The sequence below is a fragment of the Shewanella sp. JNE2 genome (assembly GCF_023159115.1).
Lineage (GTDB): Bacteria > Pseudomonadota > Gammaproteobacteria > Enterobacterales > Shewanellaceae > Shewanella > Shewanella putrefaciens.
Map to the genome: position 1 here is coordinate 3,936,813 of NZ_CP096169.1, position 26,078 is coordinate 3,962,890.

Below are 26,078 nucleotides of genomic sequence, written 5' to 3' on the forward strand. Positions count from 1 at the left end.
ATGCTATCCATGCCCATGATTCATCGATTAAAAAAGTGTAAATGGGTGCAGAAAAACAAAGGCCTCAAAGACGAGGCCTTTTGGTCATATTCAAGGGTTCAGTTAAAGGTGTTCTTCGGCATATTCAGCCAAACGTGAACGTACAACCCCATTGAGGTACAAGTTAGCACTACCTTCAAAGTCTTTAAAGCGCTCAACAATGTAGGTCAGCCCTGAGGTAACGGCAGTTAAATAATTAGAATCGATTTGCGCTAAGTTACCGCAACAAATCAGCTTTGTACCTTCACCCATACGGGTAATCATAGTTTTAATCTGCGAAGCGGTGAGATTTTGGCACTCATCCAATAATACAATTGAGTTTTGAATCGAGCGGCCACGCATAAAGTTAATCGACTTAAACTGAATATTGGCCTTTTCCATAATGTAATTGAGGCTGCCCGTGGGATTCACATCATTCTTGTGCAGCACTTCTAAGGTATCTGTGATGGCGGCGAGCCACGGCATCATTTTCTCTTCTTCTGTGCCGGGTAAAAAACCAATAGACTCCGCTATTTCAGGCGTGTTACGGGTGACTATCACCTTGTCGTAGCGGTTACGCTCAACCACAAGCTCAAGGGCTGCAGCCATAGCAAGCAAGGTTTTACCACAACCTGCGGGCCCCGTTAAAATCACGAGTTCGATATCGGGATCGAGTAGTGCTTGCAATGCCATGCCTTGATAGACATTTTTCGGTTTAACCCCCCAAGCCTCAAGGTTTTTCATCCGCTCACGGCCTAAATCTAAAATATGTAGGTGCGTGTCGGTGCGCCCCGTGACTCGGCCACAAAAATCCGACTCTGTATCGATAAGGTATTGGTTAATATAAAATTGATCGTTTTCCAGATCCTTAAGTGGCACTTCATGGATAATATGTCTGCCATGGCGCTCGGTAGAAACTTTATTTAAATGTTCCCAAAAATTGCCTTCAAATTGGTAAAAACCTTTACTGAGGAAGCGAATATCATCAATCAACTGGTCGGTACGATAATCTTCCACCAATTGAATGCCAGCACCTTTGGCTTTAAGGCGCATATTAATGTCTTTAGTGACTAATACGACGGTACGTGGATGGTGGAGGTTTTGTAGGTGAAGTGCAGTGTTGATAATGCGGTTGTCATTTCCATCCCCCGGCAAGCTGCCTAAGGTAAAATCAACAAGGTGATCAGGGAAAATAGAGAGCGCTCCTATCGCATCGGCATGACCCTCTCGACTCGGCAGTGGTACACCATTAATAATCTGCTCAGGTGTGGTATCACCTCCTAGGGTATCCTCCAACGCCCTGATGGCCACCCTAGCATCCCGACTCACATCACTCTTTCGATCTTTTATCTGGTCTAGCTCTTCTAGCACTGTCATCGGAATGACCACGTCGTGCTCTTTAAACGAATAGATCGCCAAAGGTTCATGCAGTAACACATTGGTATCCAGTACAAACAACTTTCTGTCGTCTTGTTCCATGGCGCCTCCAGAGTGCTTGATTGATGTCTACGCTACATCCTGTCTCACGTTAGATTGCATGGCTCCTGTCATTAGCTGAGATAAGGTTAGAATGATCTTTAGGTTCAAACATCTAGCTCAATAAAGCTAAAGGCTTGAATTAATACTGGCACCAAACTCACCAAAGCTCAATTAAGTTTGCCATTGTTTAAGTCTGTGACTCGAGGGCAGTGTAGGTCCCTCGATATGACAGTAGCATGACAAATCGATGGCCGACTACGACAATTTTCTGACTTGTTCAATTTGTAATCTAGCGTTTGGGGAATTAGGCTCTAACGGGTGAGAGGGCGATTCAAATATTGCCAGTATTGGTATAACATACGCGCCCTTTGTTAAAGTCCGCCCAGAAATGAGAATTTAAGATGCCGTTCGCCTTAGGTCAACGTTGGATAAGTGATACCGAGTCAGAGCTTGGTTTAGGAACTGTGGTTCAAGTAGAAGGCCGTATGGTCACTGTGTTATTCCCTGCAACGGGTGAGAATCGCATGTTCTCCCGAGCAGAAGCCCCTCTGACACGCGTCACCTATAATCCCGGCGATACGGTTGAAAGCCACGAAGGTTGGAGCTTAACCATTGAAGAGCTTACTGAAAAAGACGGCTTAGTGATTTATCACGGTATTCATAGTGAAACGGGCGAGCAAGTTACTCTGCGCGAAACCTTGTTAAATCACAATATTCGCTTTAATAAACCCCAAGACCGTTTGTTTGCTGGCCAAATTGACCGCCTCGACCGTTTTGGTGTGCGTTATCAGTGCCAAATGCTACGCCATAAACTGGCAACCTCTGATTTACTCGGTCTGCAAGGTCCGCGAGTTGGCCTGATCCCACACCAAATGTGGATTGCCCATGAAGTCGGCCGCCGTTATGCACCGCGGGTATTACTCGCCGACGAAGTGGGTTTAGGCAAAACCATTGAGGCAGGCCTGATTATTCATCAACAACTGTTGACCGGTCGCGCCGAGCGAGTACTCGTTATCGTCCCTGATACTCTGCGTCACCAGTGGTTAGTCGAAATGCTACGCCGTTTTAACCTGCGTTTTTCAGTGTTTGATGAAGACCGTTGTGTGGAAGCCTACGCCGACCATGACAACCCTTTCTATACAGAACAGTTAGTGATTTGTTCACTCGAATTACTGCGTAAAAAGAAACGCCTCGATCAAGCCTTAGATGCCGATTGGGATTTATTAGTCGTCGATGAGGCGCATCATTTAGAGTGGACCGAAGAAGCACCAAGCCGTGCCTACCAAGTGGTTGAAGCTTTAAGTGAAGTCGTGCCCGGCGTATTACTATTAACGGCAACGCCAGATCAACTCGGCCACGAAAGCCACTTTGCTCGTTTGCGTCTGCTCGATCCGGATCGTTTCTACGATTACGATGCTTTCCTCGCCGAAGAAGACAGCTATAAAGATGTCGCCATTGCCGCAGAAGCCCTCGCGGGCAACACAAAATTACCCGATGTCGCGATTAATAGCCTTACCGAATTACTCAGCGAAAAAGACATAGCGCCGAGCATTCGCTTAATCCAAGCCGACGGCATAGATAGCGAACTACAACAGGCCGCCCGCAGCGAATTACTGCAAGAACTGCTCGACCGTCACGGCACGGGTCGCGTGCTCTACCGTAACAGCCGCGCCTCGGTAAAAGGCTTTCCAAAGCGCTTTTTTAATCCGCATCCTCAAACCATGCCAGAGCAATACCTCACGGCTGCGCGCGTGAGTAGTATGATGGGCGGGCATAAAACCTTAGAGGCCAAAGCTGCGCAAGCCTTAAGCCCTGAAAAACTGTATCAAGAATTTGAAGATAACAGCGCCAGTTGGTGGAAATTCGATCCCCGTGTGGATTGGTTGATCGCGTTTTTAAAATCCCACCGCAGTAAGAAAGTGCTTATCATCGCCAGCCAAGCGGAAACTGCACTCAGCCTTGAAGAAGCCCTGAGAACCAGAGAAGGTATTCAAGCAACCGTATTCCACGAAGGCATGTCGATTATCGAGCGCGATAAAGCGGGCGCTTACTTTGCCCAAGAGGAAGGTGGCGCACAGGCACTGATCTGTTCTGAAATTGGCTCAGAAGGTCGTAATTTCCAGTTTGCCAGCCACTTAGTACTGTTCGATTTACCGCTCAACCCTGACTTGCTAGAACAACGTATCGGGCGTTTAGATCGTATCGGTCAAAAAAATGATATCCAAATTCACTTGCCCTACCTTGAAGATACCGCCCAAGAACGCCTAATGCAGTGGTATCATCAAGGGCTCAATGCCTTTGAACTCACTTGCCCAAGCGGCCATGTGCTTTACGCTGAATTTGCTGAAGATTTGCTCAATGTACTTGTGGGTGATGACGCGGATGAACTCACGAATCTGCTCAACCATACTCAGACCCGCTATAAAGAACTCAAGCACGCCATGGAACAGGGCCGCGATAAGCTGCTGGAAATCAACTCCCACGGTGGCGATAGGGCAAAGACCATTGTTGAGCGTCTTGCCCAAAACGATGAGAACACTCAACTCATTGGCTCAGTGATCCGTCTATGGGACATTATCGGTGTCGATCAAGAGGATAAGGGTGAGAATTCCATTATCCTGCGCCCGAGTGAACATATGATGTTCCCAACATACCCTGGCTTACCAGAAGATGGCGTAACTGTGACCTTTGACCGCGACACAGCACTTTCGCGTGATGATATTGCGCTGATCACCCAAGAACATCCATTAGTGCAAACGGGCTTAGATTTGATCACAGGCTCAGAAACGGGTACTACCAGTGTCGCAGTATTAAAGAATAAAGCCCTGCCTGCTGGCACATTATTCTTAGAACTCATCTACATGGCCGATGCTTCTGCGCCTAAGTCGAGCCAGTTATACCGTTACTTACCACCCACACCTATCCGCATCTTGCTGGATAAAAATGGGAATGATCTGTCGGCCAAAGTGGATTACGCCAGCTTTGATAAGCAGCTGAGTGCGGTAAATCGGCATATCGGCGGAAAGTTAGTGACTGCATCACAACCAATCTTGCATCCACTGTTTGCCAAAGGTGAAGAATACGCACAGGCCGCTGTAGATGAGTTAGTTATACAAGCGCGTGAGAAAATGACAACACAACTCACGGGAGAATTAGACCGCTTAGAGTCTCTCAAAGCCGTCAACCCCAATATTCGTGAAGAAGAGTTGGAATACCTACGTAACCAAATGCAAGAGCTAAACACCTATCTTGACGCCAGTCAGCTACAGCTTGATGCCATTCGTATGGTATTGGTCAGCCATGTGTAAACACACAGCCAGATAGACTTAGTACTTAAAATAACGCCCAGCGTAATTATACTCTGGGCGTTTTTATTTTAAGGATGACACTATTATCTAAAACATCGCCCACTGATAAGTGTTCAGGTTATACTCAAGCGAAGTAATTTGTAATACTACACAGTGGGTTATCCATCCTATGGCACACATCTTTTTAGCTTTTTGGGTTTTGTCCTTAAGCCTGATGACGTTACCTTGCCTAAGTGCAGAGCCTAATACGTCCACTGAAACTCCTAGAGCTAACCCCACGAGGAACTATCTACCCGCTAATGAAGTAAAACAAATCACCATAGATAACAAACCCTATGAATTATTAGTTCGCCCATGGGAAGGAAAAAAGAAACTCGGCGCAACCATTATTTTACCCGCTACCAATGGTACGGCTGATTCCCCCGGCCTAATGGCATTTTTGCGCCGTAATATTAATCCTGCGGGTTGGGCAAGCTTAAGTTTAACGCCGCCCAAAGAATTGCCAGCCCCCAATTTTGCCACCGCGGCAGCGGAAGTCACCACCGCTGGGGCAGCACAATTAGCAACACCATCCAATAAGCCCAGTCAGAAAATTAAACCTGAAGACAGCAATAAACACCTACAAGAACAAGAAGAATTTTTAATTAAAACCATGTCACAGCTCGATGGCATAGGCACAGACTATCCGGGTAAGCGAGTCCTTATTACTGCGGAACAAAGTGCGGGAATATTGATAAGCCTACTAAGCCAAAAGAAGATTGCCGATCCCGACGTATTGATTGTCATTAATCCCTACAATGAAGATGAGACACGCAATCAAGCCATTGCAGAAAAACTGGCTAAACTCACGATGCCAATCCTAGATATTCAATCGCCCGATGGCCACCCTGCCTCACTAGAGACTGCCGAACAACGCAAAATACTGGCTGTGACATTAGGCACACCAAACTACCGCCAAACTACGCTGGTACTCAACTTAGATAATGAAAGTGCTTGGCAAAATTGTTTGAACACGATCAAGGGCTTCGCCGCCAGAATGAGCGGCGCACACTGATAGATAGGTTTTTACGAAATATCTCATCTATTCCTAAGTGCGTTCAACATTCCCAGTATTACCAACCAGACTGGCGATCCTGATAAGGTTTTTCAGGATCTTTAAGCTGACGCAATGCCGCAATGCTACGATTCTTACCTAACAAAAGTCGAATTTGGCTCAATGACTCACGGCTTAAGAGGCTACGTACTGAGGCCGTCCAACTCCTATTAATGCTGAGCTTAATCGCCGCGGTAGCATCGGGTGATGTCTTGATTAGCTCTCTGGCTAATTGCTCTGCAGCAGCCATTGGCTGCTCAGATAACTGAGTGACTAGTCCAAGAGCGAAGGCTTGTTCCCCTGAAAGAACCTTAGCAGTCAAACTTAATAACATCGCTTGATCTTTAGGCATAATTTGCCTAAGTGAAACCAATCCCGCCATATCGGGTACTAACCCCCACTTAGCCTCCATAATCGATAATTGACAGTCATTGGTGGCAATACGTATATCTGCGCCGAGCGCAATCTGCATTCCACCACCAAAACAACATCCATCAAGCACGGCAATAACAGGGACGGGTAAGCGCTGCCAGCCAAGGGAAACGCGCTGAGCAAGATTAGCGTTCCCAGGTAACCATTTAAAAAGTAATTTCACCGCTTGCATCGGTGCTGACATAACACTTTTAACATCAAGCCCTGAACTAAAGTTTCCACCAGCGCCTGAAAGAATAACCACTCGAATGGCTCGATTTTTCTGAATTTTTTTAATTGTTCTATCTAATTCGCTAAACATTAAATAGTTAATCGCGTTCATTTTTTCAGGACGATTAAGCTGCACATAGGCAATGCCATCGCTGATAGTGACTTTTACACATTGGGTACTCATCAAATATTCCGTTACTGGTCAGTCCAGAACAAATGTTAACACATTTGGTCTAATCCACTAAAAGATATAACATAAACCTTAATTTTGACCTTAGTCAAAATATTGTCAGCCTTAATAAATTTTGGGTAGTGTTTATGTTAGGCTGTAACAACTAAACCTGATAACTACAACTATCAGCAACTTACGCAATTTATACCCCAATTAGGGCATAGATTGGTGGTAATCACACACTCTGATGGCAAAATCTAGGTTAATAAATACCAGCACAAAGCATATCAGCGGTCAAAAATGATATGAATACTGCAACGCTTTTTACAGCTAAGAACAAGAGTTTATTCAGTTACATATAAAATTCATTGAGGAATTTATCCCCATTAATTAGCCATATTAACTAATAAAATCTGCAAGTTATAAATAGAAGATATAAATCAGATTTGCCCGAAGACCGCAATTCATCCGTCGGACCTGAAAATAAGTGTTATCTTCAATAAATGGGCAAATAAGGATCACCAGTCAGCATGACAATATCTGTACTCATCTGTGACGATTCCGCTATGGCGCGCAAACAAATGGCTCGCACCCTACCAAAAGAGTGGGATGTGGAGATTACTTACGCCACCAACGGGGCCGAAGGGCTAGACGCCATACGCGCAGGTAAAGGAGAGGTCGTCTTTCTCGACCTCAATATGCCTGTGATGGATGGCTATGAAGTACTGCAAACGGTACAACAAAACGACCTTCCCGCTCTTATTATTGTGGTTTCAGGCGATATTCAAATCAAAGCCCATGAACGGGTAAAAGCACTAGGTGCATTGGATTTTATTCAAAAGCCCGTTAGTGCCGATGCCATTAGTAATATCTTGCAGGAATACGGCATTCTGACTCTGACGCAAAAAGCGCTCGAAGATGAAACTCCGATGATTAAGGTGGATATGCGCGATGCTTGCCAAGAAATAGCTAACGTTGCCATGGGGCGCGCTGCCGATCTGCTTGCCAAGTTACTCGATGTATTTGTATTGCTGCCTATTCCAAATGTGAACGTACTTGAGGTGAGTGAACTCACCATGGCTCTAAAAGCAACAGAGGAAAGTTCAACTGTTTCAGCTCTTTGCCAAGGGTTTATTGGCGCAGGCATTGCGGGTGAGGCTCTACTGCTATTCCATGATTCCAGTTTTCAGGATATGGCAAAACTAATGAGACTCGCCGATCCTGAAGATAAAAACACCGAAATTGAAGTACTTATCGATACTGGTAACGTGCTAATTGGTGCATTCCTGAACGGGATTTCCGAGCAACTCGATATGAAATTTAGCCAAGGGCATCCAGTTGTGCTTGGACGCCACTGCACAGTCAATGATCTTATCCACGATAATTCAGAAAAATGGCAGAGAACACTCGCAATGGAAATAAACTATCGTATTGAAAACCATGATATTCAGTGTGATTTATTATTGCTATTTACTGAAGACTCGATCCCGACACTCAGCTATAAACTTGGCTATTTACTCGATTAACCAGTTGGATTTAACTTTATGTCAAACGACCAAAGCGCAATGAACGAACTACACTGGCTCATTGATATGGTACAAACCATTGAAGTAGGCTTGGTGGTGTTAGATCGGCATTACAATATCCAACTATGGAATGGCTTTATGGAGAATCACAGCGGTGTTTCTCCAAATTCAATCAAAGGCCAAAACGTATTTACGCGTTTCCCCGATCTACCCGCAACTTGGTTAAAGCAAAAAATGGAATCGGTTTTTATGCTCAAAAACCGAGCATTCATCAGTTGGGAGCAGCGCCCATACGTGTTCCAGTTTAAAAATTACCGTCCTATTACTGGTCGCGCTGACTTTATGTACCAAAACGTGACACTCCTCCCGCTGGCCTCCTTAACGGGCAAAATCACCCACATCAGCGTGATTGTGTATGATGTCACTGATATTGCCGTCAACAAGTTACAGTTAAAAGCGGCAAACGAACAACTCGAACGCCTAAGCCAAACCGATGGACTCACCCAACTGCATAACCGTCGGCACTGGCAACTATGCCTAGAGCATGAATTTGACTTATATGCTCGCTATAACGATATCGCGAGCCTAGTGATGATAGACATAGATAACTTTAAATACATTAACGATACCTATGGTCATGTCGCTGGGGATAAAGTGATCCAACATATAGCCCATATTCTCAGCCAATCTTTACGGGAAACCGATTGCGCAGGACGTTATGGAGGGGAAGAGTTCGCAGTTGTTATGCCAAAAACCAGCGGTGAAGATGCCTTACATTTTACTGAACGTCTACGGGAAAAAATTGCTGAGTCGACCATAGTGTATGAGAGCCTAAAAATAAAAGTGACTGTCAGCTTAGGGGTGTGCGAGATAGGCAAGCATATTAGTAGTAGCTCAAGTTGGATTTCCTGCTCTGATAAAGCACTATACGAAGCAAAGCAAAAAGGTCGTAACTGTAGTGTACTACATACTGAAAAAACAATAATCACATGATTTTAAAGACAATAAAGCCCATCTCAATGGGCTTTTTATTATCTTTATGGATGCTTAACACTTAATCTAAATTAATGCGGAAATCCGTCATCTTCTTCGTCTTCATCCTCGTCATCCATATCATCGCCAACAAAATAAGTGCCCCAACCATCGTAGTCCACTTTCTGTTTAGCGGCTAACTGTAGCAATTGCTCAGTCGCTTTATCGATTAATGCTACATCTAACTTATGGTGAGCCACTGCATCGAAACAGAAGATCACAGAACCATCTTCTAACTCCATTTCTTCGGCATCGTTGACTTCAAAGCCCAGTTTAAAGGCATCTACTGCTGCTTTTTCGAGGCGATCAAAGTTGGTTGATGAAAAATGATGCTCAATCACATACTCCGCATCAGGCTCAGAGCCATCATCGAGTAGGGCTTGCACTATGTCGCGATTCTCGGCAAGTTGCGCTTTTAACTGACTTTCAATAGACATAAACGTGTCTCCGTTAAGATAAATCTGGCTCAAATTGAGGCTATTATACGCCATCATCCATAGGAGTTTTACCCATTAATGTTGCCGCTTCTCGGTTTATCTCATTAAATTTTGCCGACATACTGTCATAAATTTGTGCAGAAAAAGCTTTAACATCCGCTTTGTCTATATCCGCAGTGGGTATTGGCGCCATCATTTCGATAATAACAACCCCATTATCCCAACGATTTAAATTAATATGGCTCTGACAGGAAGCTAACACGGGCACAATTGGGACACCTGCTGCAATCGCTGTATGAAAAGCCCCCGCCTTGAAGGGTAATAAACCACGTCCTCGAGAACGGGTGCCTTCAGGAAAAATCCATACAGATAAACTTTTTTGCTTAATTTTCTCAACTGTCTTCGCCATCGTATCAAAGGCACTGTGTCGATTTTTCCGATCGATGAGAATATTGCCCGACAACCAATAAATTTGGCCAAATAGTGGCATCCAAACCAAACTTTTCTTACCTAAGCTAACCGTGCCCTTAGGAACGGCCTTAGTGTGAGTAAAAAGATCGAAGTTATTCTGATGATTTGCTAAGAAAATATAGGGGCCATCCTGCACCTCTTTATGCCGACGAACGATCACTTTTATCCCTAGGATCGGTGCAACAGAAGAGAAGATCTTGGCGAACATATGTACATTGTCACGGTGGCGAGGTCTGAGTAAACACACCAATCCACCAAAAATAAAGGCAAGCAACAAAGACACCGCCAACAGCATAGATCTGACGATTAACAGCACAGCATACTCCAACGATAAAATTGGCGACAGTATAGCCAGCATGGCCTATGGACTCAATATATTGTTTACATCTGTAAGCCGATTCGCTAACAAAAAAAAGCCCATCAACTCATTGTAAATACAGTGTGTTGATGGGCTTTAATTTCAACATCTAATGTTTAGAGGCGATTTGAGCAGAAAAAGTCCCTAATTTAGCTAACCACCAACGAAATACCAGCGCACTCACGGCCAATGTAGCAACAATCGCTGCACCGCTGGGTAAATCGAAAGCTGCAGAAAGCACGAGTCCGAGTAAATAGCCAATTAACCCCACAAGGTAGGCATAGAATAATTGACCTTTTCCACGGTATTTATTCAGTGCTAGCGCGGGCAAAATTAAGGTGCTGAAGACCAGATATACACCAACAAGCTCAACTGAGAGGGTGATAACCAGCGCAAATAACAAATAAAATCCTGCGCCATCAAGGATTTGAGGGCGCAGAAAAAATGTTAATAGCACAACAGCATAAACCACAGTAGGTAAGATTAACTGTGGCCAACTGACCCATAGGATCTGCCCTGACATCAATTGTTTTAGTAACTCAGCCCCATGGGGGTCGTTTGCCAACAACAACATAGCTGCAACCGCTGACAACACGTAAAAACAACCAATCATCGCTTCTAGCTCATCCGCCATACGCTTAGATAACCAAGCAATAAACCCTGCGCCTGCAAGGGCGAACACCGCTGGCATCCACACATGAGAAAAAGGTATATCTTCTACCCTGTGATCCATATGAGCGACGATGGCTCCCAAAGCCGCCACTTGTGCTATGGCTAAATCAATAAAGATAATGCCACGCTTTAGGACTTGTCTTCCGAGTACAACATGAGTCGACAGCACTAAAACCCCAGCAGCAAATGCTGGCAGCAAAATCGACATCAGCTCCAGATCAAACATAGGCGTTATTTCACTCCATTTAAGAGGGAAATCACACTGTCATAAAGGCTGAAGAGATCCTTACTGCTATCATTACCACCCACTGACATGGGTAGCATTAGCACTGGCAAATGGGCTTTTTCACCTAACCATTTTGCACCGCGCTCATCTTGATAAGATGCCACAACAACGGCCAAAATATCACCTTGCTCAGCGCGCGTTAACAAGCTAGCTAAATGCCCGCTAGTTGGTGCTAGACCAGGTTTAGGTTCTAAATCAGCCACTTGCTCGATACCAATCCAGTTAAATAAGTATCGAAAACTAGAATGGTAAGCGATCACTTTTTTACCCTGTAGCCCTTTTGCTTGCTCTTCCCAACGCGGAATGGCAGCTTGCCAGCGCGCGGTAAAATCCGCTAAGGACTGTTGGTAATGAGCTTCGCTCGCAGGATCAAGCTGAGCCATCTTACTGGTTAAAGCTGTGGCAACCTGAAGCAAACGCATAGGATCAAAATGCAGATGCGGATTTCCTTGGGCGTGTACATCCCCCATACTACGATCAACACTGGCTAATTTATCTAGTGTCTCAATGTGATCGGCAGCAAAGAATAGGCCCTTTTCCGTTGATTGCACCTTAGCGTTTGCCGATTTCATTTGTAACATAGGTAACCAACCTACCTCCAAATCAGCCCCCGCACAAACCACAAGATCTGCTTGGCGCATTTTAGCAATCAAACTCGGGCGCGCTTGAACTTGGTGAGGATCCTGTAATGCCGTTGTCGCCGAATAGATATTAGCCGTGGGCGCTAATTCCTTCGCCAAGGCCGCATACTCAGGTTCACAGGCAAACACATTCAGCTCAGCATGGGCCAACCCCATATAAGCTGCAGAGAGCGCCACTGCAGCCAATTTCACTAATTTAGAATTGATGCGCACCGTGAGCCCCCAACGTCATAATATACTGAATAGTAAAGATGTTATCGTCTTCAATGCCATCAAAATTCGTCCCTTTTTGATTAGTATACTGAAAACGAACCGTCGAGAAATGGCTCGAATGCCATGCCAGTGTGACCTCTGACTCCTTCAACTTTTGTGCATGAAAATGATCGCCATGGAGTTCTTGAGTATCAACTTCACCATAACGCACTCCAGCAGACCAACTTGGTGTAAATTGGTACACACTACTCAAATACCAACCTTGATGATAATCCTTGCTCGGAGCATCTTCTGGATGCAAATCTACTGGCGTAAAATCCGTTACACGAAAATATTCACCGCTCAAGGTTAAATTTTGGTATTTGTAGTTACCATTAGGTGCCCACTTATAAACAAAATCAGCCCCATAGGTATTTTTACCCGTATAAGATGCCGCATGGCTATGATCATGTCCTTCTTCATGTTCATGTTCATCTTCTTCACCTTCCTCATGGGCGGTCACTTGACCATTTTCGTTACGCAAGTAACTTAAACCTGCCTGCCATGAGCTGTTATCGCCAATGTCACCACCGATTTTGGTGTATAAAGTGTAAACCCCGACATTTTCAAATTCACGCTCACCATGCTCATCGGCCGCACGTAAACTTTCTCCTTTAAAGGCTTCTACACCCATAGTCCAATAAAGATCGGTTGGAGCAACAAAGTTTAAGCGCACACCATCATCAAAGTAGTGACCACCTAAAAAGGCACGGTAGGCGATAGGACGATCGGTGAAAGAATCAGTATGTAAGTGTTGGTTATTAAGGTAGCCAATATCCGATAAAAAACGACCACCACGAATAGAAAATCCCCCTGGCATCGCCATCGTCTGGATAAAGGCTTCTTCAAGGTTGAGCTCACTCTCACCATCATGGATTTCAACAACGGCAGTCACCTTGCCATAGAACATATCATCAATATTGGCACTCATGGCTAATTCAGTTTCACCTAGACCAAAACCTTCAGAGGTTTCAGATAAAGGCCGTTCGCCCGTTTGGTAATAACCATTTAATACCGCGCTAATATTAGGGTTGGTCAAGCTAGAATCAGCGGCAAACAACGAAGGTGAAGCAAACGCGCAGGCTAATGCCACCAAAGAAACTTGGGTGTTAAAAACTGTCATAATATCTCCAAAATACAACAAACGCTCGATGGTGAAAACCATCAAGAAATACAATAAGTTAAAATATGTAAGTTGATTTAGAGTAAAACAGGTGGAGCGCGACTACGATAAACACTGATGTGTTTTGAGAGGAAAACCGGTAGAACAAACTCAACAACATCAAACCGCTGTACGGCTAAATTAAGCACCAGTGGTTGAGTCAATAAGATTTTATTAAATTGATGCTGGTGGAAGCAGAGGGTGCAGTGAGTCTTAGCACCATCATCAAGGTGCGTCACACTATGGGCTGAGGCAGCAAAAGACAGCAAAATCAATAGGGCCGCAAGCCATATTGAAATCATGCGTCTAATGTGACTTGGAAGTCTCACTCAGTCATCCCCATAGTTAAAAAGTGACACAAGTTTATGTCAGGCGCATAGTAAGTTGCAATAAGACAACCTACCGCCAATACGTTACAAGATATTTGTCTTTGATATGTTTAGGTTAAAAACCGCGAGAAATACCCGTTAAGCGGAACAAACTCTCACAAAATAGGCTATTTAAGATTAGCTTAAGTGAGTGTAACTATAGTGTATTTAGTTTTATGTCGATGAAAGCTCCTCAGTGAATTCTCGGCATTCGTCTCTTTTTCCATCCACCAAAAGGCAACTAGAAATGCTAGCATTTTTCCGTGAAAACTTAGGAATTATCTTAGGTGTAGTGATTTTCGGCGCATTAATTTTGGGCGGGATTTACTACGTAGAGCATTCGTTAAAGAGCCAAGAACAAGTTATACAATAACACTTAGCATACACTCTGAGCCCTAGGTTAAGGCTCAGAGTTTAGTTTTACTTTGACTATTGACACTATTATGCAAGCCTAAAATCAGCCCCAATCCATGGTGACAAACAATCAACCCACTGCGGCGATACCATTCATTTTAAGCACTAGCGATGACAACCTCAGCACCTAACCTAAACCAATAATCTCTCCAGCCTCATCAATATCAATCTTGAGATAACCTGGCTTTATACCAAGACCAGGCATTGTCATCACATTGCCCACTAATGCTGTAACAAAACCAGCCCCCGCATTCAGCACTAAAGCGCGGATTGGCACAATAAAATCTTTCGGGACGCCCTTTTGTATAGGATCGTGACTAATCGATAGGGGTGTTTTTGCCATACACACGGGTAAATGAGCATAACCGAGCGAAGTAAACTCCCTCACTTGTTGCTTAGCTTCATCCGAGAGACTGATGCCCGCCGCACCATAACCAACCTCAGCTAAAGTGGATAACTTAGCCTCTAAAGAAGCATCATCCGGATATAACAACCTAAACTGGCTCTGAGTGTCAGCGGCGCGAACCACAGTATGTGCAAGTTCAATAGCTCCCGCTTCACCTTGGCTAAAAGCATCACTGACCTCACAACCAAATGCCGCAGTTTGGTTAACGGCGTTGATTAACCATTGCAACTCGGCTTCGGTATCCGTGGCGAAGCGATTGATTGCCACGACGACAGGAATGCCATAGCGTGCCACATTGTTAATATGCCAGTGTAAATTAGCAAATCCTGCCTCTAGACGAATCTCATCAGGAGTATTGATATCTGTGTCTGACTCAATACCGCTATTTGCCTTAAGCGCTTTTAATGTCGTCACTAACACCGCGGCACTTGGGACTTGCCCGGACTGACGCACCTTGATATTACAGAACTTTTCGAATCCCATATCGGAACCAAAGCCCCCTTCGGTGATCACATAGTCCACAAGTTTTAAAGCGATATCATCGGCAATAATCGAGGAGTTTCCGTGGGCAATATTGGCAAAGGGGCCAGCATGAATGAGGCATGGTGCGCCATTTAAGGTCTGCATCAATGTGGGTTTAATCGCATCCACCATAATCGCCGTCATAGCGCCTGCGACCCCTAAATCTTCTGCGCTTATCACCTGCCCTTGGCGATTAAGTGCTAGAACTAATCGCCCAATGCGGGCCCGCATATCCGCCAAATTAGCGCTCAAGGCCAAAATAGCCATTAATTCAGATGCTGCCGTAATATCAAAACCAGACTCATATACAGGACCGTTGTTTTCTCCTAGTCCAACCTGAACCTGCCGCAGGCAACGATCATTATGGTCAAGCACCCTATGCCAGCGGATCTGCGCAGGATCGATATCCAAAAAAGCTTGCCCAGATTGCGCCTCAAATTCCACTTTACCTAAACGTGACTCATGGAAAAGCCTCGCCGCAATCGCGGCGGCACCTAAATTATGGGCACTGCTGACAGCATGAATATCACCCGTTAAATGCAAGTTAAGTTCCTGCATAGGTACAACTTGCGCATAACCGCCACCCGCTGCGCCACCTTTGACGCCAAAGACGGGCCCCATACTCGGTTGGCGAATGCAGGCACAGGCTTTTTTACCTATGGCCTTTAAGGATTGAGTTAGCCCAATACTTGTCACTGTTTTACCTTCACCGTGGGGTGTTGGGGTGACAGCAGTGACAATAATCAGTTTTCCCCGACTTTGACCCGCTAAACGCTGCTGAACACTTAAATCTACCTTAGCTTTTGTGCTACCAAATAGAAGCATTTCTTCCGGTAATAAGCCTAACTCTGCGCCAAGCTCTGCCACATTTGTTAAACTGGCACGGCTTGAAATCTCCATATCGGTCAGCATGCGTCGGTTTCTCCTTTGAAGTATTCCGGATAAATAGATGTGATTGTAATAAACAACATCGCTTGAATATGGCGGATATTAGGTGATTGATCTTAAGAGATACAGTCGCCGAAAAGGTTAATTACTGATTTCTTATAAGCAAACAGCGCCATCGGCGCCGTTTATTGTTTAATACTAAAAATATATTTCACCGCTCAGATGTGGACGGCGACCTTTACTGTCTCTAAGCTCAAACACCCAATTATCCTCGTTTTTCTCATAACCAAACCCGACCTGTGCAGGCATTAAGAGTGGCAGCTTAAATGTCACATCGACAGTGAATGGGCGAGTACCAAGTTCAGGCATTAACTCAGCCAAACAGCGGGCTTTAGACCACATACCATGGGCGAGTACGCGATCAAAGCCAAATCGCTTTGATAACAATGGATGCAAATGGATCAAGTTATAGTCACCGGATGCCTTTGCATACCGACGGCCCAGATCTTCCCCCAGCTCCCACGCTTGCGGAGCATCCCATTCCATTTCAATCGCCTTAGGTGGGCGAACGCGGCGACCTGCGGTTTCAATACGATATAAATAGGTCGAGAGTGATTCCCACACTAACTCCTCACCAACATACACTTTAGAAACAAATTCAAACTCCAAGCCTGAATCCGTTTCACGACTTGTCGTTAACGCACACTCAAAGGAATATTTTTCGTTGACTGTGGTTGGACGATATACTTGGATACGGTTTTTAAGGTGGATCATGCCAAGTAATGGAAATGTAATACCATCATGGGTAAAAATCACCGCGTGTAAACGAAACGCCATCACGTATAAATAAGTTGGAGGTAGCAGGTTACCATCAAACTGGAAACCACAAACTTGGGCGTATTGACTCACTTTTGCTTCTGAGACGGTAACACCAGGTGCAGTCACTCTAATGTGAGGCAATGGCTGTTGATCCCAACCTGGTTTGCGGCCAAAAAATATCTTGCGATAAAGAGAAAGCAGCGACGGCATCGCGTTCAACTCAACACAATATGCATTATTCAAGTCTGTGTACCTTTTAATTAACTATCCCTTAGCACAGATAGCCATAAATTACCTCGCTCAGACGGGTGACATCTGATAAATCAAGCTAAAAACGAGTGTAAAACGGGCTGTGCTGCGTCTTAAAAAGGGTGATGCAGACTCTTTGAATGGACAGCGAAAGAGTCAGGTTTGTTGAAAACGGCGTGATTATAACCTAGGGGATAGAGTTCTGTGTATCCCTAAGTTTAGTAGGAATATTTACCATCAATAAAATCATTGTGTTAGCTAATTTCATGAGTGAATAAGTAAGCTAACTTGAAAGATAATACCTACAGAGTGCGAAAATATTTCGTCTGTGCCACACTATTACCCCACACTCTTTAAGTTAATTTACACGTGCAAGATAAGAATTTTGATAAGCTCGCGCACAAGTTTGCGAAAAATATTTATGGCTCCCCAAAAGGGGAAATTCGTGCAGCCGTACTATGGCGAGATCTCAGCTCTGCGTTAGCCCCATTTGGCGATAAAAAACTCCGAATTTTAGATGCTGGCGGTGGCTTTGGTTTCTTTAGCCAAAAGCTGGCACGCCTTGGTCATGAAGTCGTGCTTTGCGATATCTCACAAGAGATGCTTATCCAAGCCCAAGCACATATTGATGCCTCTACCGAGCCTTTAAATATTGAGCTTATCCATGCCCCTATCCAAGCATTATCAGTTGAACAGAATGGTGTTTTCGATCTCATACTGTGCCATGCCGTAGTCGAATGGCTTACCGATGCCCAGCGTACGATGGAAGGATTGCTGACAATGCTCAAACCCAATGGTTTGTTTTCACTGATGTTTTATAACAAAGAAGCAATGCGTTTCCATGCCTTAATATCAGGAAATTTTGACTACGTGGCCGCAGATCTTAAAGTAAAGAAAAAAGTGAGGCTAACACCCACACACCCGCTTTATATTCAAGAGGTTAAGCAATGGTTTATGGATTGGGAAATGACGTTAATAAGCCAATCTGGGGTGAGGGTTATCCACGATTACTTGAAAAAGAGCCAAGCCGCAGATTTTGATTACCAAAAACTTCTGCAGATGGAACTCGAATATTCCCAGCACGAGCCGTATATATCACTTGGCAGATATGTCCATTTCTTAGGTATTAGTCGAGGAACATAGCACCTCGACTGAACCAACGTGATGTTAAAGACAAGTATCACTCCAACAGGCGGTCACCTTAGCACCCGCCTGTTTAAGTAACTGCACAACACTCTTATCACCCACAACATGACCAGCCCCAATCACCACAAATAACAGTGCTGGCACATCACTGGCATCCATAAGCTTAAGAATACCCTCGGCCATTGTGTGATTTCGCTGCCATAGGATCTTATCTATAATTCGAGTATCACCCTCGCCGCCCATCTGTTCTTGCATAATAGTATCAAGTTCGGTCTCGTCACCCGAACGCCACGCCGTTATCAGCGATAAAAGCTCATCATCCGACACACTAATCGCATCTCGCACCATAGACCACTGCTCTTGGCTGTCGAACGTAGCTAACAACTGAAATTGAGATTCTGCGGTTTCCAGCTCAAACACTGGCAGTGTTTTATTACGAGCCATCAACTGTGCATCAACACCATAATCAGTGCTATAACCTAAGCCATTGTAACGTAAGAGATTGAGTTGAGTCGCCTGTAACCAAGGTGCAAATGATTGAATTGACTGACATACACTTGCTCTACTCGCACAGTAAAGCGTCATACTCTCAACAGTTTGCTTATCGCGGTTCTGCCAATCTAAGCCCTTAGTGCCATCTGCCATCCCATACTTTTGCAATAGCGCGCGGCTATCGACTTTATTCATATCGACTTCAACCACTAACCCCTTGGCTTTGCTAAACGCTGTTTCAATTTGCTCAGGTAAGGGATAAAAGTCGCGATTACCAATATGAATTGATCCCAATAAATAGGCACTTTTACCCTGCCACTGCACTTGATAAAACGGCGGTTTATCGCTTGGTGCCGCAAAAATTGCGGCATGAAAAAATAATGTCACACAACTGATTGCGGCGATGAGTCGTCTGTGGCTTGTTGCCATATCCTTTGCCCCTTATAATTCCTGCAAATTTTACAATGAGACGCTGTTATGCCACACACTAAGGTTATAGAGCAACTGAAAGAAAACCTTCAAACCGCCTATCGCCAAGCCATAGATGCCGACGCTAAATTAGATGAACTGAAAAAAGCGGGCTATGGAAAATTCACCAGCATCTTTACGGCAGATCAAGGATTTATCATTTCGAGTAATCGTTTTTTGCCCTACGTGCAAGAGCTCGTTGATGATTTAACCACATTAGAGAGCCAACCGACGCTCGATCCTGTCGCACTTGAAACCTATGTGCGCCAATTAGGTATCCTATTGAAAACACTTCAGGTCTTTAAAAAACAGAGCTAACTTCTTTATCTAAGCGCTAAAATTTTTCGTTAAGTTTAGCGCTTTCCCTTTCCTCTTTACCCTGTTAGCGCCAGAGAAAACCCCTTTTAACGCCACAAAAATTGTCATCATTTTGTCATTTCTAAGTCATAGACTCCGCAAACACAGACGAAGGGGCTGAATAATGACAAGTTTAGATCTCGCTAAAGAGCTTGATAAAATAATTTCTAAAGGGGCTATCAGTCCATTATTCCAGCCTATTTTCAATATATTAGAACATAAGATCCATGGATTTGAGGCCCTAAGTCGCGGCCCAGAACACAGCCCATTATATTCACCCGTTCCCCTTTTTCAGACCGCCGAACATCAGGGTAAACTCAGTGAACTCGAAACCCTTTGCCGACGGATTTCACTCGAGCAATTTAAATGTCGTCAGTTTCAGGGGCGACTATTTATCAATATCTCACCCAAGGCGCTGTTAGATCCCTGCCACCCCAAAGGTATGACACTGCAACTATTGCAACAGCTTGGGATTTCACCTTCACAGGTAGTGATTGAACTCTCGGAGCAATATCCTGCGGATGATATAGACCTGCTTAAATCCTGCTTAAATCACTATCGTAGTCAAGGATTTATGACGGCAATTGACGATTTAGGTGCGGGATATTCTGGCTTAAGACTCTGGTCAGAATTGTCACCCGATTATGTGAAGATTGATCGTCACTTTATCCATCAGATCGACTCTACCCCAGTAAAACAAGAATTTGTGCGATCCATTGTTGAACTCTGTCAGAGTTTAACCTGTAAAGTGATAGCCGAAGGGATTGAAACTCAAGAGGAATTAGCAGTACTTAAACAACTTGGCATTGTGTATTGCCAAGGTTATTTACTCGGTCGTCCTGAGGCTATGCCCTGCAGAGCAATGAAAGCCACCTTAGTTCCCAATAATACCCAAGCACAACCCCGATATAGTGAGTCAGCAGAAAGCCTCTGTTGCAGTGCCGTTACCGTTCTACCAAACCTAAAGCTTAAACATCTAAGTGATACTTTTATCTCCCAACCTGCACTGCAAGCAGTTGTTGTGGTTGAAGATCAAGTACCCCAAGGTATTATTAGCCGTGCAACATTACTTGAGCTTTTTAGCACCCCCTATGGTCGAGCATTACATGAAAATCATGCCGTTAGTGAGGTCATGGATCCTCAGGTACTGCAAATAGAAGCCAATGAGCCCCTTTCGACTGTTAGTCAGCTACTGACGTCAGAAAGTGCAAATACCGTGGCACAGCAATTTATTATTCTGCGCCGTGGCAAATTGCTCGGCATTGGTCACACCAAAGATCTATTACAGCGCATAACTGAGCACAGAATTAAAATGGCACGCCATGCTAATCCACTTACGGACTTGCCGGGAAATGTGCCTATACAAGAAGAGCTAAAGCGACTAAGAATTCAACAAAAGCCTTTTTACCTCGCTTATTTCGATCTGTGTCATTTTAAACCCTACAACGATATTTATGGTTTTTGTCGTGGTGATGAAGTGATTTGCGAAGTGGCCAATTTATTAATGAAATATAAAAGTGATAACTGCTTTATTGGCCATGTGGGAGGCGATGATTTTGTGATAATTAGTACATGCGATCAAATCGTGACTCGTTGTCAGCGGATATTGACTGACTTTGAACACCATAAACAATTCTTCTATAGTGCCGAACATTGGCAAGCACAACAAATGCTGGCTGATGATAGACAGGGGCAAGCCTGCTACCACAAACTTATAAGCCTATGCGTTGGCTTACTCTCGCCGGAACATACCCATAATTGCAATGAACATAGCTTGTCCACGCTGAGTGCGAGGGCAAAAAAACAGGCAAAATCCGCAAGTAATGGATTTTGCCTGTTGGAAAATAATGCACTCAATCCACACGCATTAATCGCTTAAGGTGGCTTTTACATCTAAATCTTAGGGGCGATGGTCTTTTTTAACCAGTCGTTTAGCATCTGTGTTTCATACATAAAAGGTTTATCGTTTAAGGGCTGAATACCCGTTAAAAACCCCATATCAGATAATTTTTCATCCCCAGCAACGATCACTTTATCATTCTCTAACACCTGGTAGCTAAAGGTGATTCGTGGTGGGTAAATATCCTTCACAACCCGTAAATCATTTGCCGTTGCACCAAATGTTGGACGCATATCCCCCGCTAAATCCACATCGGTAACCATCATTTCAAGCTTTTGATTGGGTTTTAAAATTTTAGCGGCTTCTTTATTGATATTCTTGGTTAAGGTCTCAAATAAGCGAGTCTCATAACGGGATTGAACTTCCCCCGATGATTTAATATCGCGAAAATCCTTCGGATTTTGCCAAACAATTTTCACCACACCATCTTCCGTGACAGGATGGGTTGATGTTTCATCTGCGGCCCACACTGCACTGCAACTTAATACCCCTGCGAGTAAAAGGAATTGAACTTTCATGCTTGCCTCCTAGGCCTAATCATTTCTATATTGACAGTACAAAATCTAACCTGAACTAAAGCTTAACGCAAAACAGTCTCAAGAACATAAAATAAACACAAGCATTTGTATAATAAACAAAATATTTTACTTTGCTGTAAATTGACACGTATCTTTTTGTATCGACACTGCACTAAGTAAGTGCAGCGTTATAAATTTGTGATCATTTTGCGCGCATCTTGATTAAAAACACGTTATTCTTCGCCTATTGTTTATATGGCTACGATTAGAAAATGAAATTCCCCGTTGTACCTGTGTTCATTCTTATTCTTTTTACCTGTTTCGCCAGTGCGATTTGGTTTATCTCCCCAGACAGTAAGGATGACCATCACCAAACTTGGTCATCCTTTATCTACACCCATGGGTATGACTCTGGAAAATACAAAAAAACAGATAATTTTGATCATTATGATGCCTGCCGAGATTTTGCCCGGGTGCAATCTTCTCTCTATGATAATGTCCCTTGGGAATGTGGTTTAAATTGTGAATTTGATCCACGCAAGCAAGGGTTTCAATGCAAAAAAATGAAAAATGACAATTAAGGCCTATTCCACAGAGATTAATGATTAACGTTTAAAATGGAAAACGGGCACTTAACTCAGGATATTGCTGTTTAAGATCCTTAGGTTTAGTGCTAAATTTTTTACCAACAGGAGTCGCTTTACCCGATGGCATAAAAGGTAACTCTTGACCCGTCCTATCTTCATATAGCTGCCCAGCAATTAAGTCGTACTCATCGACAAAGGGATAGGCATATCCGTCTTTCTCTGGCCATGCGGATAAACGCGCTAGGCTATCAGGATGTGTAATAACTGCATCATAACGCTCTTGCCCTAAAGAAATAAGAAAACATCTAAACTCCGCAAAAGCATATTCAGAATCACACCCAGTGATAATATAAGCCGCTCCCCATACTGACCATAAATAGCTACGCCGCATCTGTTGGCTAAATATTTTATCGAAAGCTTTTAATTCTTCATTACTGAGTTCGGTGAGTTTTTGCTTGAGTGCCTGCACTAAAGATTCCTGTGGTTGTGCAGCCTCAGTACGCGTAACCAATGCCCAAAATTCAACTTCTGTCATAACCTAAACCTATTAACTATACCCAAGCAAAGGCAATATTCTACATGATAATGCGGTTATGCTGGACTCAGTTCAGCGCTTTTCCTACACTGCCTCATCCTAAGACCACGAAATCCATCAGTCATTCAATGCCTAAACGTCTCATTTTACTCACCGCGCTCTATTGCCTCTTTAGCATAGCCGCACTATGGCGAGCAATAACAACCCAATCCTTTGATTTATTTACCTTAGGAGTGCTTCCCGTACTAGTTGGTATCCTGATGCGAGCCCCTTGGTCAAGCCTAGTGCTTAAAATCTATCTTGGAATGCAAACCCTCGGTTTTTCAGCACTTGGTATCACTGCGGTGATTGCCTACCGTATCACACCAGAAGACGTAAAAGTGTTCTTTGCAGGTAAGCAAATTCCGATGCTACCACTTGTTATCGGCATAATTGCTATGTTGTTAGTACAATATTGGGCTGCATTTTCTAAAGTCACTTACCAGTATTTAAGTGGTAAAACAGAGTAATAGCGGATTTATTGCTAAGCTGTTATTTATAGCGTAGCTTAACAATCCTATAAAAGACCCTCAGCTAATACCGACGAAAACTATGAGTCATCTATCACCCAACGAATTATCCATTCTCTTAGTAGAGCCTTCGGATACGCAACGCCGAATCATTATTCAGCATCTACAACAAGAAGGGATTGTCAGCATTCAAACGGCTGCAAATATCGAAGAGGCTAAAGCCGTGGTTGGCCGCCATAAACCCGATCTCATCGCCAGTGCAATGCATTTCGAAGATGGCACTGCCATCGATCTACTCAGCTATTTACGTGTAAATAGTGACTACAAAGACATTCAGTTTATGTTGGTGTCGAGCGAATGCCGTCGCGAGCAATTGGAGATTTTTAGACAATCAGGCGTAGTCGCTATCTTACCTAAGCCTTTCCATGCCGAGCACTTAGGTAAAGCCCTGAACGCGACCATCGATCTATTAAGCCATGATGAACTCGATCTTAGCCATTTTGATGTACATGATGTGCGCGTTTTAGTAGTCGATGACAGTCGTATGGCGAGAAATGTCATCAAACGAACTATTGGTAATTTAGGAATAAAGCTCATTACCGAAGCAGAAGATGGCGCACAAGCTATTGAGTTAATGAGAAATAATATGTTTGATCTGGTCATTACTGACTATAACATGCCCAGTATTGATGGATTAGCATTGACCCAATTTATTCGCAACGAGAGCCAACAATCCCATATCCCTATTTTAATGGTCTCCTCAGAAGCCAACGATACCCACTTAAGCAATGTATCACAGGCAGGCGTCAATGCTCTGTGCGATAAACCCTTCGAACCTCAACTCGTCAAGCAGCTCTTATTTCAACTGTTAGAAGAATAAAACCTAAGTCACGAACCGAGTAAATATTCTCCAATTTACCGCGTTTCATTCTATTCTCTGGCAGTAAAAGGCTTTCAAAGTATGAAGCCTTATGGCATGTTAGGCACGCTTACTTAAATAATCTACGGAAAGAAGAGACAACAAAGATGAACAAAACTGAACTTATCGCTAAGATTGCGGAAAATGCCGATCTAACAAAAGTGGAAGCAGCACGCGCATTAAAGTCTTTCGAAGCGGCTATCACCGAATCCATGAAAAATGGTGACAAAATTTCTATCGTGGGCTTTGGCTCTTTCGAAACGGCCACCCGTGCAGCTCGCACAGGTCGTAACCCACAAACGGGTAAAGAAATCCAAATTGCAGAAGCAACTGTGCCTAAGTTTAAAGCCGGTAAAACCCTACGCGATAGCGTCAATTAATTCGTAGATAAAACCATTCGTGATGAAACGCCTCCTACTTTGTGAGGCGTTTTTTTTTGCGCAAAACTCAACTCGAAATGACGATTTATTGCACAACGACAGTGCGTGCCTGCTCCATTTTCATGCACACCCAAAAGCACAACTGATAAACATTTTCATAACATTATGTTTTCCATAAGATTGTAATAATGGCATACGATTAGCAACTCACTCTTCAGAAAAAAACCAAGATGCACCAGTGCCACCAACAAAATGGGGCATAAGTGAATCAATAAATACATCAATCGAGGGGATGAGCATGAGAAAATCACTGTATAGCGTTTTAGCCTTATCGACAGGAATGTTACTGACATCCAATGCCTTTGCTGCCGTGTCAGCCAATATAGGGGGTACATCAAATTACCTATGGCGTGGTGTAACCCAAACTGACGATGCGGTAGCCATCCAAGGTGGAATTGACTATAGCCATGATTCTGGATTTTATGCAGGCACATGGGCATCGAATGTGGATTTTGGTGATGAAACAAGCTATGAGCTCGATCTTTATGTGGGTTATGCAGGTAATATCACTGAAGATATTAGTTACGACATAGGTTATCTCTATTATGGCTATCCTGATGCACCAGGAAGTATCGACTTCGGCGAACTCCATGGTGCTGTTACTTGGAAATGGATTGAGCTTAGCTACTCCCATGTCATTAATGCTGGAGATGATGTAGCAGCATCGCCTTTAGATAATAAAGATTTGAGCTATCTTGCGGCTACTGTATCAATACCACTTACTGAAAAGGTGAGCTTATCCATGCATTATGGTTATTCCAGCGGCGATGTGGTTGAAGCTTGGTTTGGTGAAGATAACTACGCCGACTATAACGTGACCTTAAGCGCCGACACGAGTATGGGGACAGTATCCTTTATGGTTGCAGATACAGACTTAACCGATGACGATACTAAAATTGTTTTAGGCTATTCCTACAGCTTTGACCTCTAAGCTTTACTATCTAGCCCGAGCGAGTACAAGTTATCAAAACGCCACCTTAAGCGGTGGCGTT

General features: G+C 43.9%; 26 protein-coding genes. 13 read left to right on the plus strand and 13 right to left on the minus strand.

The window, feature by feature from the left end; all coding sequences use genetic code 11:
* Positions 1-102: 102 nt before the first annotated feature.
* Positions 103-1,497 carry a PhoH family protein gene (locus tag MZ182_RS17535; RefSeq protein WP_011788021.1) on the minus strand — a complete coding sequence of 465 codons (1,395 nt, stop codon included), beginning with the start codon at positions 1,495-1,497 and terminating at the stop codon, positions 103-105.
* Between the two features lie 401 nt (positions 1,498-1,898).
* Between MZ182_RS17535 and rapA the strand changes: the two genes are divergently transcribed.
* Both rapA and MZ182_RS17545 read left to right on the plus strand, forming a co-directional pair.
* A complete protein-coding gene (gene rapA / locus MZ182_RS17540) occupies positions 1,899-4,805 on the plus strand; it encodes an RNA polymerase-associated protein RapA (RefSeq protein WP_248068464.1) in 2,907 nt (968 codons plus the stop codon).
* 169 nt (positions 4,806-4,974) lie between these two features.
* Positions 4,975-5,859 (plus strand): DUF3530 family protein, encoded by an 885-nt coding sequence (locus tag MZ182_RS17545; RefSeq protein ID WP_011919995.1) that lies wholly within the window; start codon positions 4,975-4,977, stop codon positions 5,857-5,859.
* 58 nt (positions 5,860-5,917) lie between these two features.
* Here MZ182_RS17545 and MZ182_RS17550 read toward each other — a convergent pair whose 3' ends face one another.
* Positions 5,918-6,724, minus strand: coding sequence for a crotonase/enoyl-CoA hydratase family protein (locus MZ182_RS17550; protein ID WP_014611367.1), 807 nt, complete (start codon positions 6,722-6,724; stop codon positions 5,918-5,920).
* A 518-nt stretch (positions 6,725-7,242) separates the two neighbouring features.
* On the opposite strand from MZ182_RS17550, the gene MZ182_RS17555 reads away from it, so the two are divergent.
* Both MZ182_RS17555 and MZ182_RS17560 read left to right on the plus strand, forming a co-directional pair.
* Entirely contained in the window at positions 7,243-8,238 is a 996-nt protein-coding gene (locus MZ182_RS17555) for a response regulator (RefSeq protein WP_011788017.1), read from the plus strand.
* Positions 8,239-8,256: 18 nt separating this feature from the next.
* On the plus strand, positions 8,257-9,231 hold the full coding sequence (locus tag MZ182_RS17560; protein WP_011919997.1) for a sensor domain-containing diguanylate cyclase: 975 nt from the start codon (positions 8,257-8,259) through the stop codon (positions 9,229-9,231).
* Positions 9,232-9,302: 71 nt separating this feature from the next.
* On the opposite strand, the gene rraB is transcribed toward MZ182_RS17560, so the two are convergent.
* The 6 genes from rraB to MZ182_RS17590 form a co-directional block, all read right to left on the minus strand.
* Positions 9,303-9,707, minus strand: a complete 405-nt coding sequence (rraB, locus tag MZ182_RS17565; protein ID WP_011788015.1) for a ribonuclease E inhibitor RraB — start codon at positions 9,705-9,707, stop codon at positions 9,303-9,305.
* Positions 9,708-9,750: 43 nt separating this feature from the next.
* Positions 9,751-10,494 (minus strand): 1-acylglycerol-3-phosphate O-acyltransferase, encoded by a 744-nt coding sequence (locus MZ182_RS17570; protein WP_025008625.1) that lies wholly within the window; start codon positions 10,492-10,494, stop codon positions 9,751-9,753.
* A 151-nt stretch (positions 10,495-10,645) separates the two neighbouring features.
* Positions 10,646-11,434 carry a metal ABC transporter permease gene (locus MZ182_RS17575; protein WP_011788013.1) on the minus strand — a complete coding sequence of 263 codons (789 nt, stop codon included), beginning with the start codon at positions 11,432-11,434 and terminating at the stop codon, positions 10,646-10,648.
* A 5-nt stretch (positions 11,435-11,439) separates the two neighbouring features.
* Positions 11,440-12,348 carry a metal ABC transporter solute-binding protein, Zn/Mn family gene (locus MZ182_RS17580; protein ID WP_011788012.1) on the minus strand — a complete coding sequence of 303 codons (909 nt, stop codon included), beginning with the start codon at positions 12,346-12,348 and terminating at the stop codon, positions 11,440-11,442.
* On the minus strand, positions 12,332-13,510 hold the full coding sequence (locus tag MZ182_RS17585; protein ID WP_248068479.1) for a hypothetical protein: 1,179 nt from the start codon (positions 13,508-13,510) through the stop codon (positions 12,332-12,334). The genes MZ182_RS17580 and MZ182_RS17585 overlap by 17 nt, the downstream gene beginning before the upstream one ends.
* A 77-nt stretch (positions 13,511-13,587) precedes the next feature.
* The gene (locus MZ182_RS17590; protein ID WP_011920002.1) at positions 13,588-13,878 is read right to left on the minus strand and encodes a hypothetical protein; all 291 of its coding nucleotides are present in this window, start codon (positions 13,876-13,878) and stop codon (positions 13,588-13,590) included.
* A gap of 286 nt (positions 13,879-14,164) precedes the next feature.
* Between MZ182_RS17590 and MZ182_RS21320 the strand changes: the two genes are divergently transcribed.
* Positions 14,165-14,290, plus strand: a complete 126-nt coding sequence (locus tag MZ182_RS21320; RefSeq protein ID WP_011920003.1) for a hypothetical protein — start codon at positions 14,165-14,167, stop codon at positions 14,288-14,290.
* A gap of 168 nt (positions 14,291-14,458) precedes the next feature.
* Here the strand turns inward: MZ182_RS21320 and MZ182_RS17595 are convergent, their stop codons facing one another.
* Both MZ182_RS17595 and MZ182_RS17600 read right to left on the minus strand, forming a co-directional pair.
* On the minus strand, positions 14,459-16,171 hold the full coding sequence (locus MZ182_RS17595) for a formate--tetrahydrofolate ligase (protein ID WP_011920004.1): 1,713 nt from the start codon (positions 16,169-16,171) through the stop codon (positions 14,459-14,461).
* Between the two features lie 174 nt (positions 16,172-16,345).
* Positions 16,346-17,176, minus strand: a complete 831-nt coding sequence (locus MZ182_RS17600; RefSeq protein WP_248068547.1) for a MaoC/PaaZ C-terminal domain-containing protein — start codon at positions 17,174-17,176, stop codon at positions 16,346-16,348.
* A gap of 408 nt (positions 17,177-17,584) precedes the next feature.
* Here MZ182_RS17600 and MZ182_RS17605 point away from each other — a divergent pair, with 408 nt between their 5' ends.
* Positions 17,585-18,358, plus strand: coding sequence for a methyltransferase domain-containing protein (locus MZ182_RS17605; RefSeq protein ID WP_115017057.1), 774 nt, complete (start codon positions 17,585-17,587; stop codon positions 18,356-18,358).
* 24 nt (positions 18,359-18,382) lie between these two features.
* On the opposite strand, the gene MZ182_RS17610 is transcribed toward MZ182_RS17605, so the two are convergent.
* Complete coding sequence (locus MZ182_RS17610) at positions 18,383-19,282, minus strand: TraB/GumN family protein (protein ID WP_248068483.1); 900 nt, start codon at positions 19,280-19,282, stop codon at positions 18,383-18,385.
* Between the two features lie 48 nt (positions 19,283-19,330).
* On the opposite strand from MZ182_RS17610, the gene MZ182_RS17615 reads away from it, so the two are divergent.
* A complete protein-coding gene (locus MZ182_RS17615) occupies positions 19,331-19,639 on the plus strand; it encodes a hypothetical protein (protein ID WP_011788004.1) in 309 nt (102 codons plus the stop codon).
* 163 nt (positions 19,640-19,802) lie between these two features.
* The gene (locus MZ182_RS17620) at positions 19,803-21,557 is read left to right on the plus strand and encodes a GGDEF domain-containing protein (RefSeq protein WP_248068485.1); all 1,755 of its coding nucleotides are present in this window, start codon (positions 19,803-19,805) and stop codon (positions 21,555-21,557) included.
* 14 nt (positions 21,558-21,571) lie between these two features.
* On the opposite strand, the gene MZ182_RS17625 is transcribed toward MZ182_RS17620, so the two are convergent.
* A complete protein-coding gene (locus MZ182_RS17625; RefSeq protein ID WP_011788002.1) occupies positions 21,572-22,096 on the minus strand; it encodes a DUF3016 domain-containing protein in 525 nt (174 codons plus the stop codon).
* Positions 22,097-22,368: 272 nt separating this feature from the next.
* Here MZ182_RS17625 and MZ182_RS17630 point away from each other — a divergent pair, with 272 nt between their 5' ends.
* Positions 22,369-22,677 carry a hypothetical protein gene (locus MZ182_RS17630; protein WP_011788001.1) on the plus strand — a complete coding sequence of 103 codons (309 nt, stop codon included), beginning with the start codon at positions 22,369-22,371 and terminating at the stop codon, positions 22,675-22,677.
* A 31-nt stretch (positions 22,678-22,708) separates the two neighbouring features.
* Here the strand turns inward: MZ182_RS17630 and MZ182_RS17635 are convergent, their stop codons facing one another.
* Positions 22,709-23,218, minus strand: a complete 510-nt coding sequence (locus tag MZ182_RS17635; RefSeq protein ID WP_011788000.1) for a DUF4240 domain-containing protein — start codon at positions 23,216-23,218, stop codon at positions 22,709-22,711.
* A 128-nt stretch (positions 23,219-23,346) separates the two neighbouring features.
* Here MZ182_RS17635 and MZ182_RS17640 point away from each other — a divergent pair, with 128 nt between their 5' ends.
* From MZ182_RS17640 to MZ182_RS17655, 4 genes are all read left to right on the plus strand, one after another.
* A complete protein-coding gene (locus MZ182_RS17640) occupies positions 23,347-23,727 on the plus strand; it encodes a hypothetical protein (RefSeq protein WP_041408313.1) in 381 nt (126 codons plus the stop codon).
* 82 nt (positions 23,728-23,809) lie between these two features.
* The gene (locus MZ182_RS17645) at positions 23,810-24,607 is read left to right on the plus strand and encodes a response regulator (protein WP_011787998.1); all 798 of its coding nucleotides are present in this window, start codon (positions 23,810-23,812) and stop codon (positions 24,605-24,607) included.
* 146 nt (positions 24,608-24,753) lie between these two features.
* On the plus strand, positions 24,754-25,026 hold the full coding sequence (locus tag MZ182_RS17650; protein WP_006079990.1) for an HU family DNA-binding protein: 273 nt from the start codon (positions 24,754-24,756) through the stop codon (positions 25,024-25,026).
* Between the two features lie 298 nt (positions 25,027-25,324).
* On the plus strand, positions 25,325-26,017 hold the full coding sequence (locus MZ182_RS17655) for a TorF family putative porin (RefSeq protein WP_025008616.1): 693 nt from the start codon (positions 25,325-25,327) through the stop codon (positions 26,015-26,017).
* Positions 26,018-26,078: the final 61 nt, after the last annotated feature.

What these genes read in the sequence shown, in the direction of transcription:
- MZ182_RS17655 (WP_025008616.1), top strand. Translation starts at nt 25,325, where the DNA reads ATGAGAAAATCACTGTATAGCGTTTTAGCCTTATCGACAGGAATGTTA.
- MZ182_RS17620 (WP_248068485.1), top strand. Translation starts at nt 19,803, where the DNA reads ATGACAAGTTTAGATCTCGCTAAAGAGCTTGATAAAATAATTTCTAAA.
- MZ182_RS17610 (WP_248068483.1), bottom strand. Translation starts at nt 19,282, where the DNA reads ATGGCAACAAGCCACAGACGACTCATCGCCGCAATCAGTTGTGTGACA.
- MZ182_RS21320 (WP_011920003.1), top strand. Translation starts at nt 14,165, where the DNA reads ATGCTAGCATTTTTCCGTGAAAACTTAGGAATTATCTTAGGTGTAGTG.
- MZ182_RS17625 (WP_011788002.1), bottom strand. Translation starts at nt 22,096, where the DNA reads ATGAAAGTTCAATTCCTTTTACTCGCAGGGGTATTAAGTTGCAGTGCA.
- MZ182_RS17550 (WP_014611367.1), bottom strand. Translation starts at nt 6,724, where the DNA reads ATGAGTACCCAATGTGTAAAAGTCACTATCAGCGATGGCATTGCCTAT.
- rraB (WP_011788015.1), bottom strand. Translation starts at nt 9,707, where the DNA reads ATGTCTATTGAAAGTCAGTTAAAAGCGCAACTTGCCGAGAATCGCGAC.
- MZ182_RS17595 (WP_011920004.1), bottom strand. Translation starts at nt 16,171, where the DNA reads ATGCTGACCGATATGGAGATTTCAAGCCGTGCCAGTTTAACAAATGTG.
- MZ182_RS17600 (WP_248068547.1), bottom strand. Translation starts at nt 17,176, where the DNA reads ATGCCGTCGCTGCTTTCTCTTTATCGCAAGATATTTTTTGGCCGCAAA.
- MZ182_RS17645 (WP_011787998.1), top strand. Translation starts at nt 23,810, where the DNA reads ATGAGTCATCTATCACCCAACGAATTATCCATTCTCTTAGTAGAGCCT.
- MZ182_RS17545 (WP_011919995.1), top strand. Translation starts at nt 4,975, where the DNA reads ATGGCACACATCTTTTTAGCTTTTTGGGTTTTGTCCTTAAGCCTGATG.
- MZ182_RS17650 (WP_006079990.1), top strand. Translation starts at nt 24,754, where the DNA reads ATGAACAAAACTGAACTTATCGCTAAGATTGCGGAAAATGCCGATCTA.
- MZ182_RS17615 (WP_011788004.1), top strand. Translation starts at nt 19,331, where the DNA reads ATGCCACACACTAAGGTTATAGAGCAACTGAAAGAAAACCTTCAAACC.
- MZ182_RS17640 (WP_041408313.1), top strand. Translation starts at nt 23,347, where the DNA reads ATGCCTAAACGTCTCATTTTACTCACCGCGCTCTATTGCCTCTTTAGC.
- MZ182_RS17635 (WP_011788000.1), bottom strand. Translation starts at nt 23,218, where the DNA reads ATGACAGAAGTTGAATTTTGGGCATTGGTTACGCGTACTGAGGCTGCA.
- rapA (WP_248068464.1), top strand. Translation starts at nt 1,899, where the DNA reads ATGCCGTTCGCCTTAGGTCAACGTTGGATAAGTGATACCGAGTCAGAG.
- MZ182_RS17560 (WP_011919997.1), top strand. Translation starts at nt 8,257, where the DNA reads ATGTCAAACGACCAAAGCGCAATGAACGAACTACACTGGCTCATTGAT.
- MZ182_RS17575 (WP_011788013.1), bottom strand. Translation starts at nt 11,434, where the DNA reads ATGTTTGATCTGGAGCTGATGTCGATTTTGCTGCCAGCATTTGCTGCT.
- MZ182_RS17555 (WP_011788017.1), top strand. Translation starts at nt 7,243, where the DNA reads ATGACAATATCTGTACTCATCTGTGACGATTCCGCTATGGCGCGCAAA.
- MZ182_RS17585 (WP_248068479.1), bottom strand. Translation starts at nt 13,510, where the DNA reads ATGACAGTTTTTAACACCCAAGTTTCTTTGGTGGCATTAGCCTGCGCG.
- MZ182_RS17535 (WP_011788021.1), bottom strand. Translation starts at nt 1,497, where the DNA reads ATGGAACAAGACGACAGAAAGTTGTTTGTACTGGATACCAATGTGTTA.
- MZ182_RS17630 (WP_011788001.1), top strand. Translation starts at nt 22,369, where the DNA reads ATGAAATTCCCCGTTGTACCTGTGTTCATTCTTATTCTTTTTACCTGT.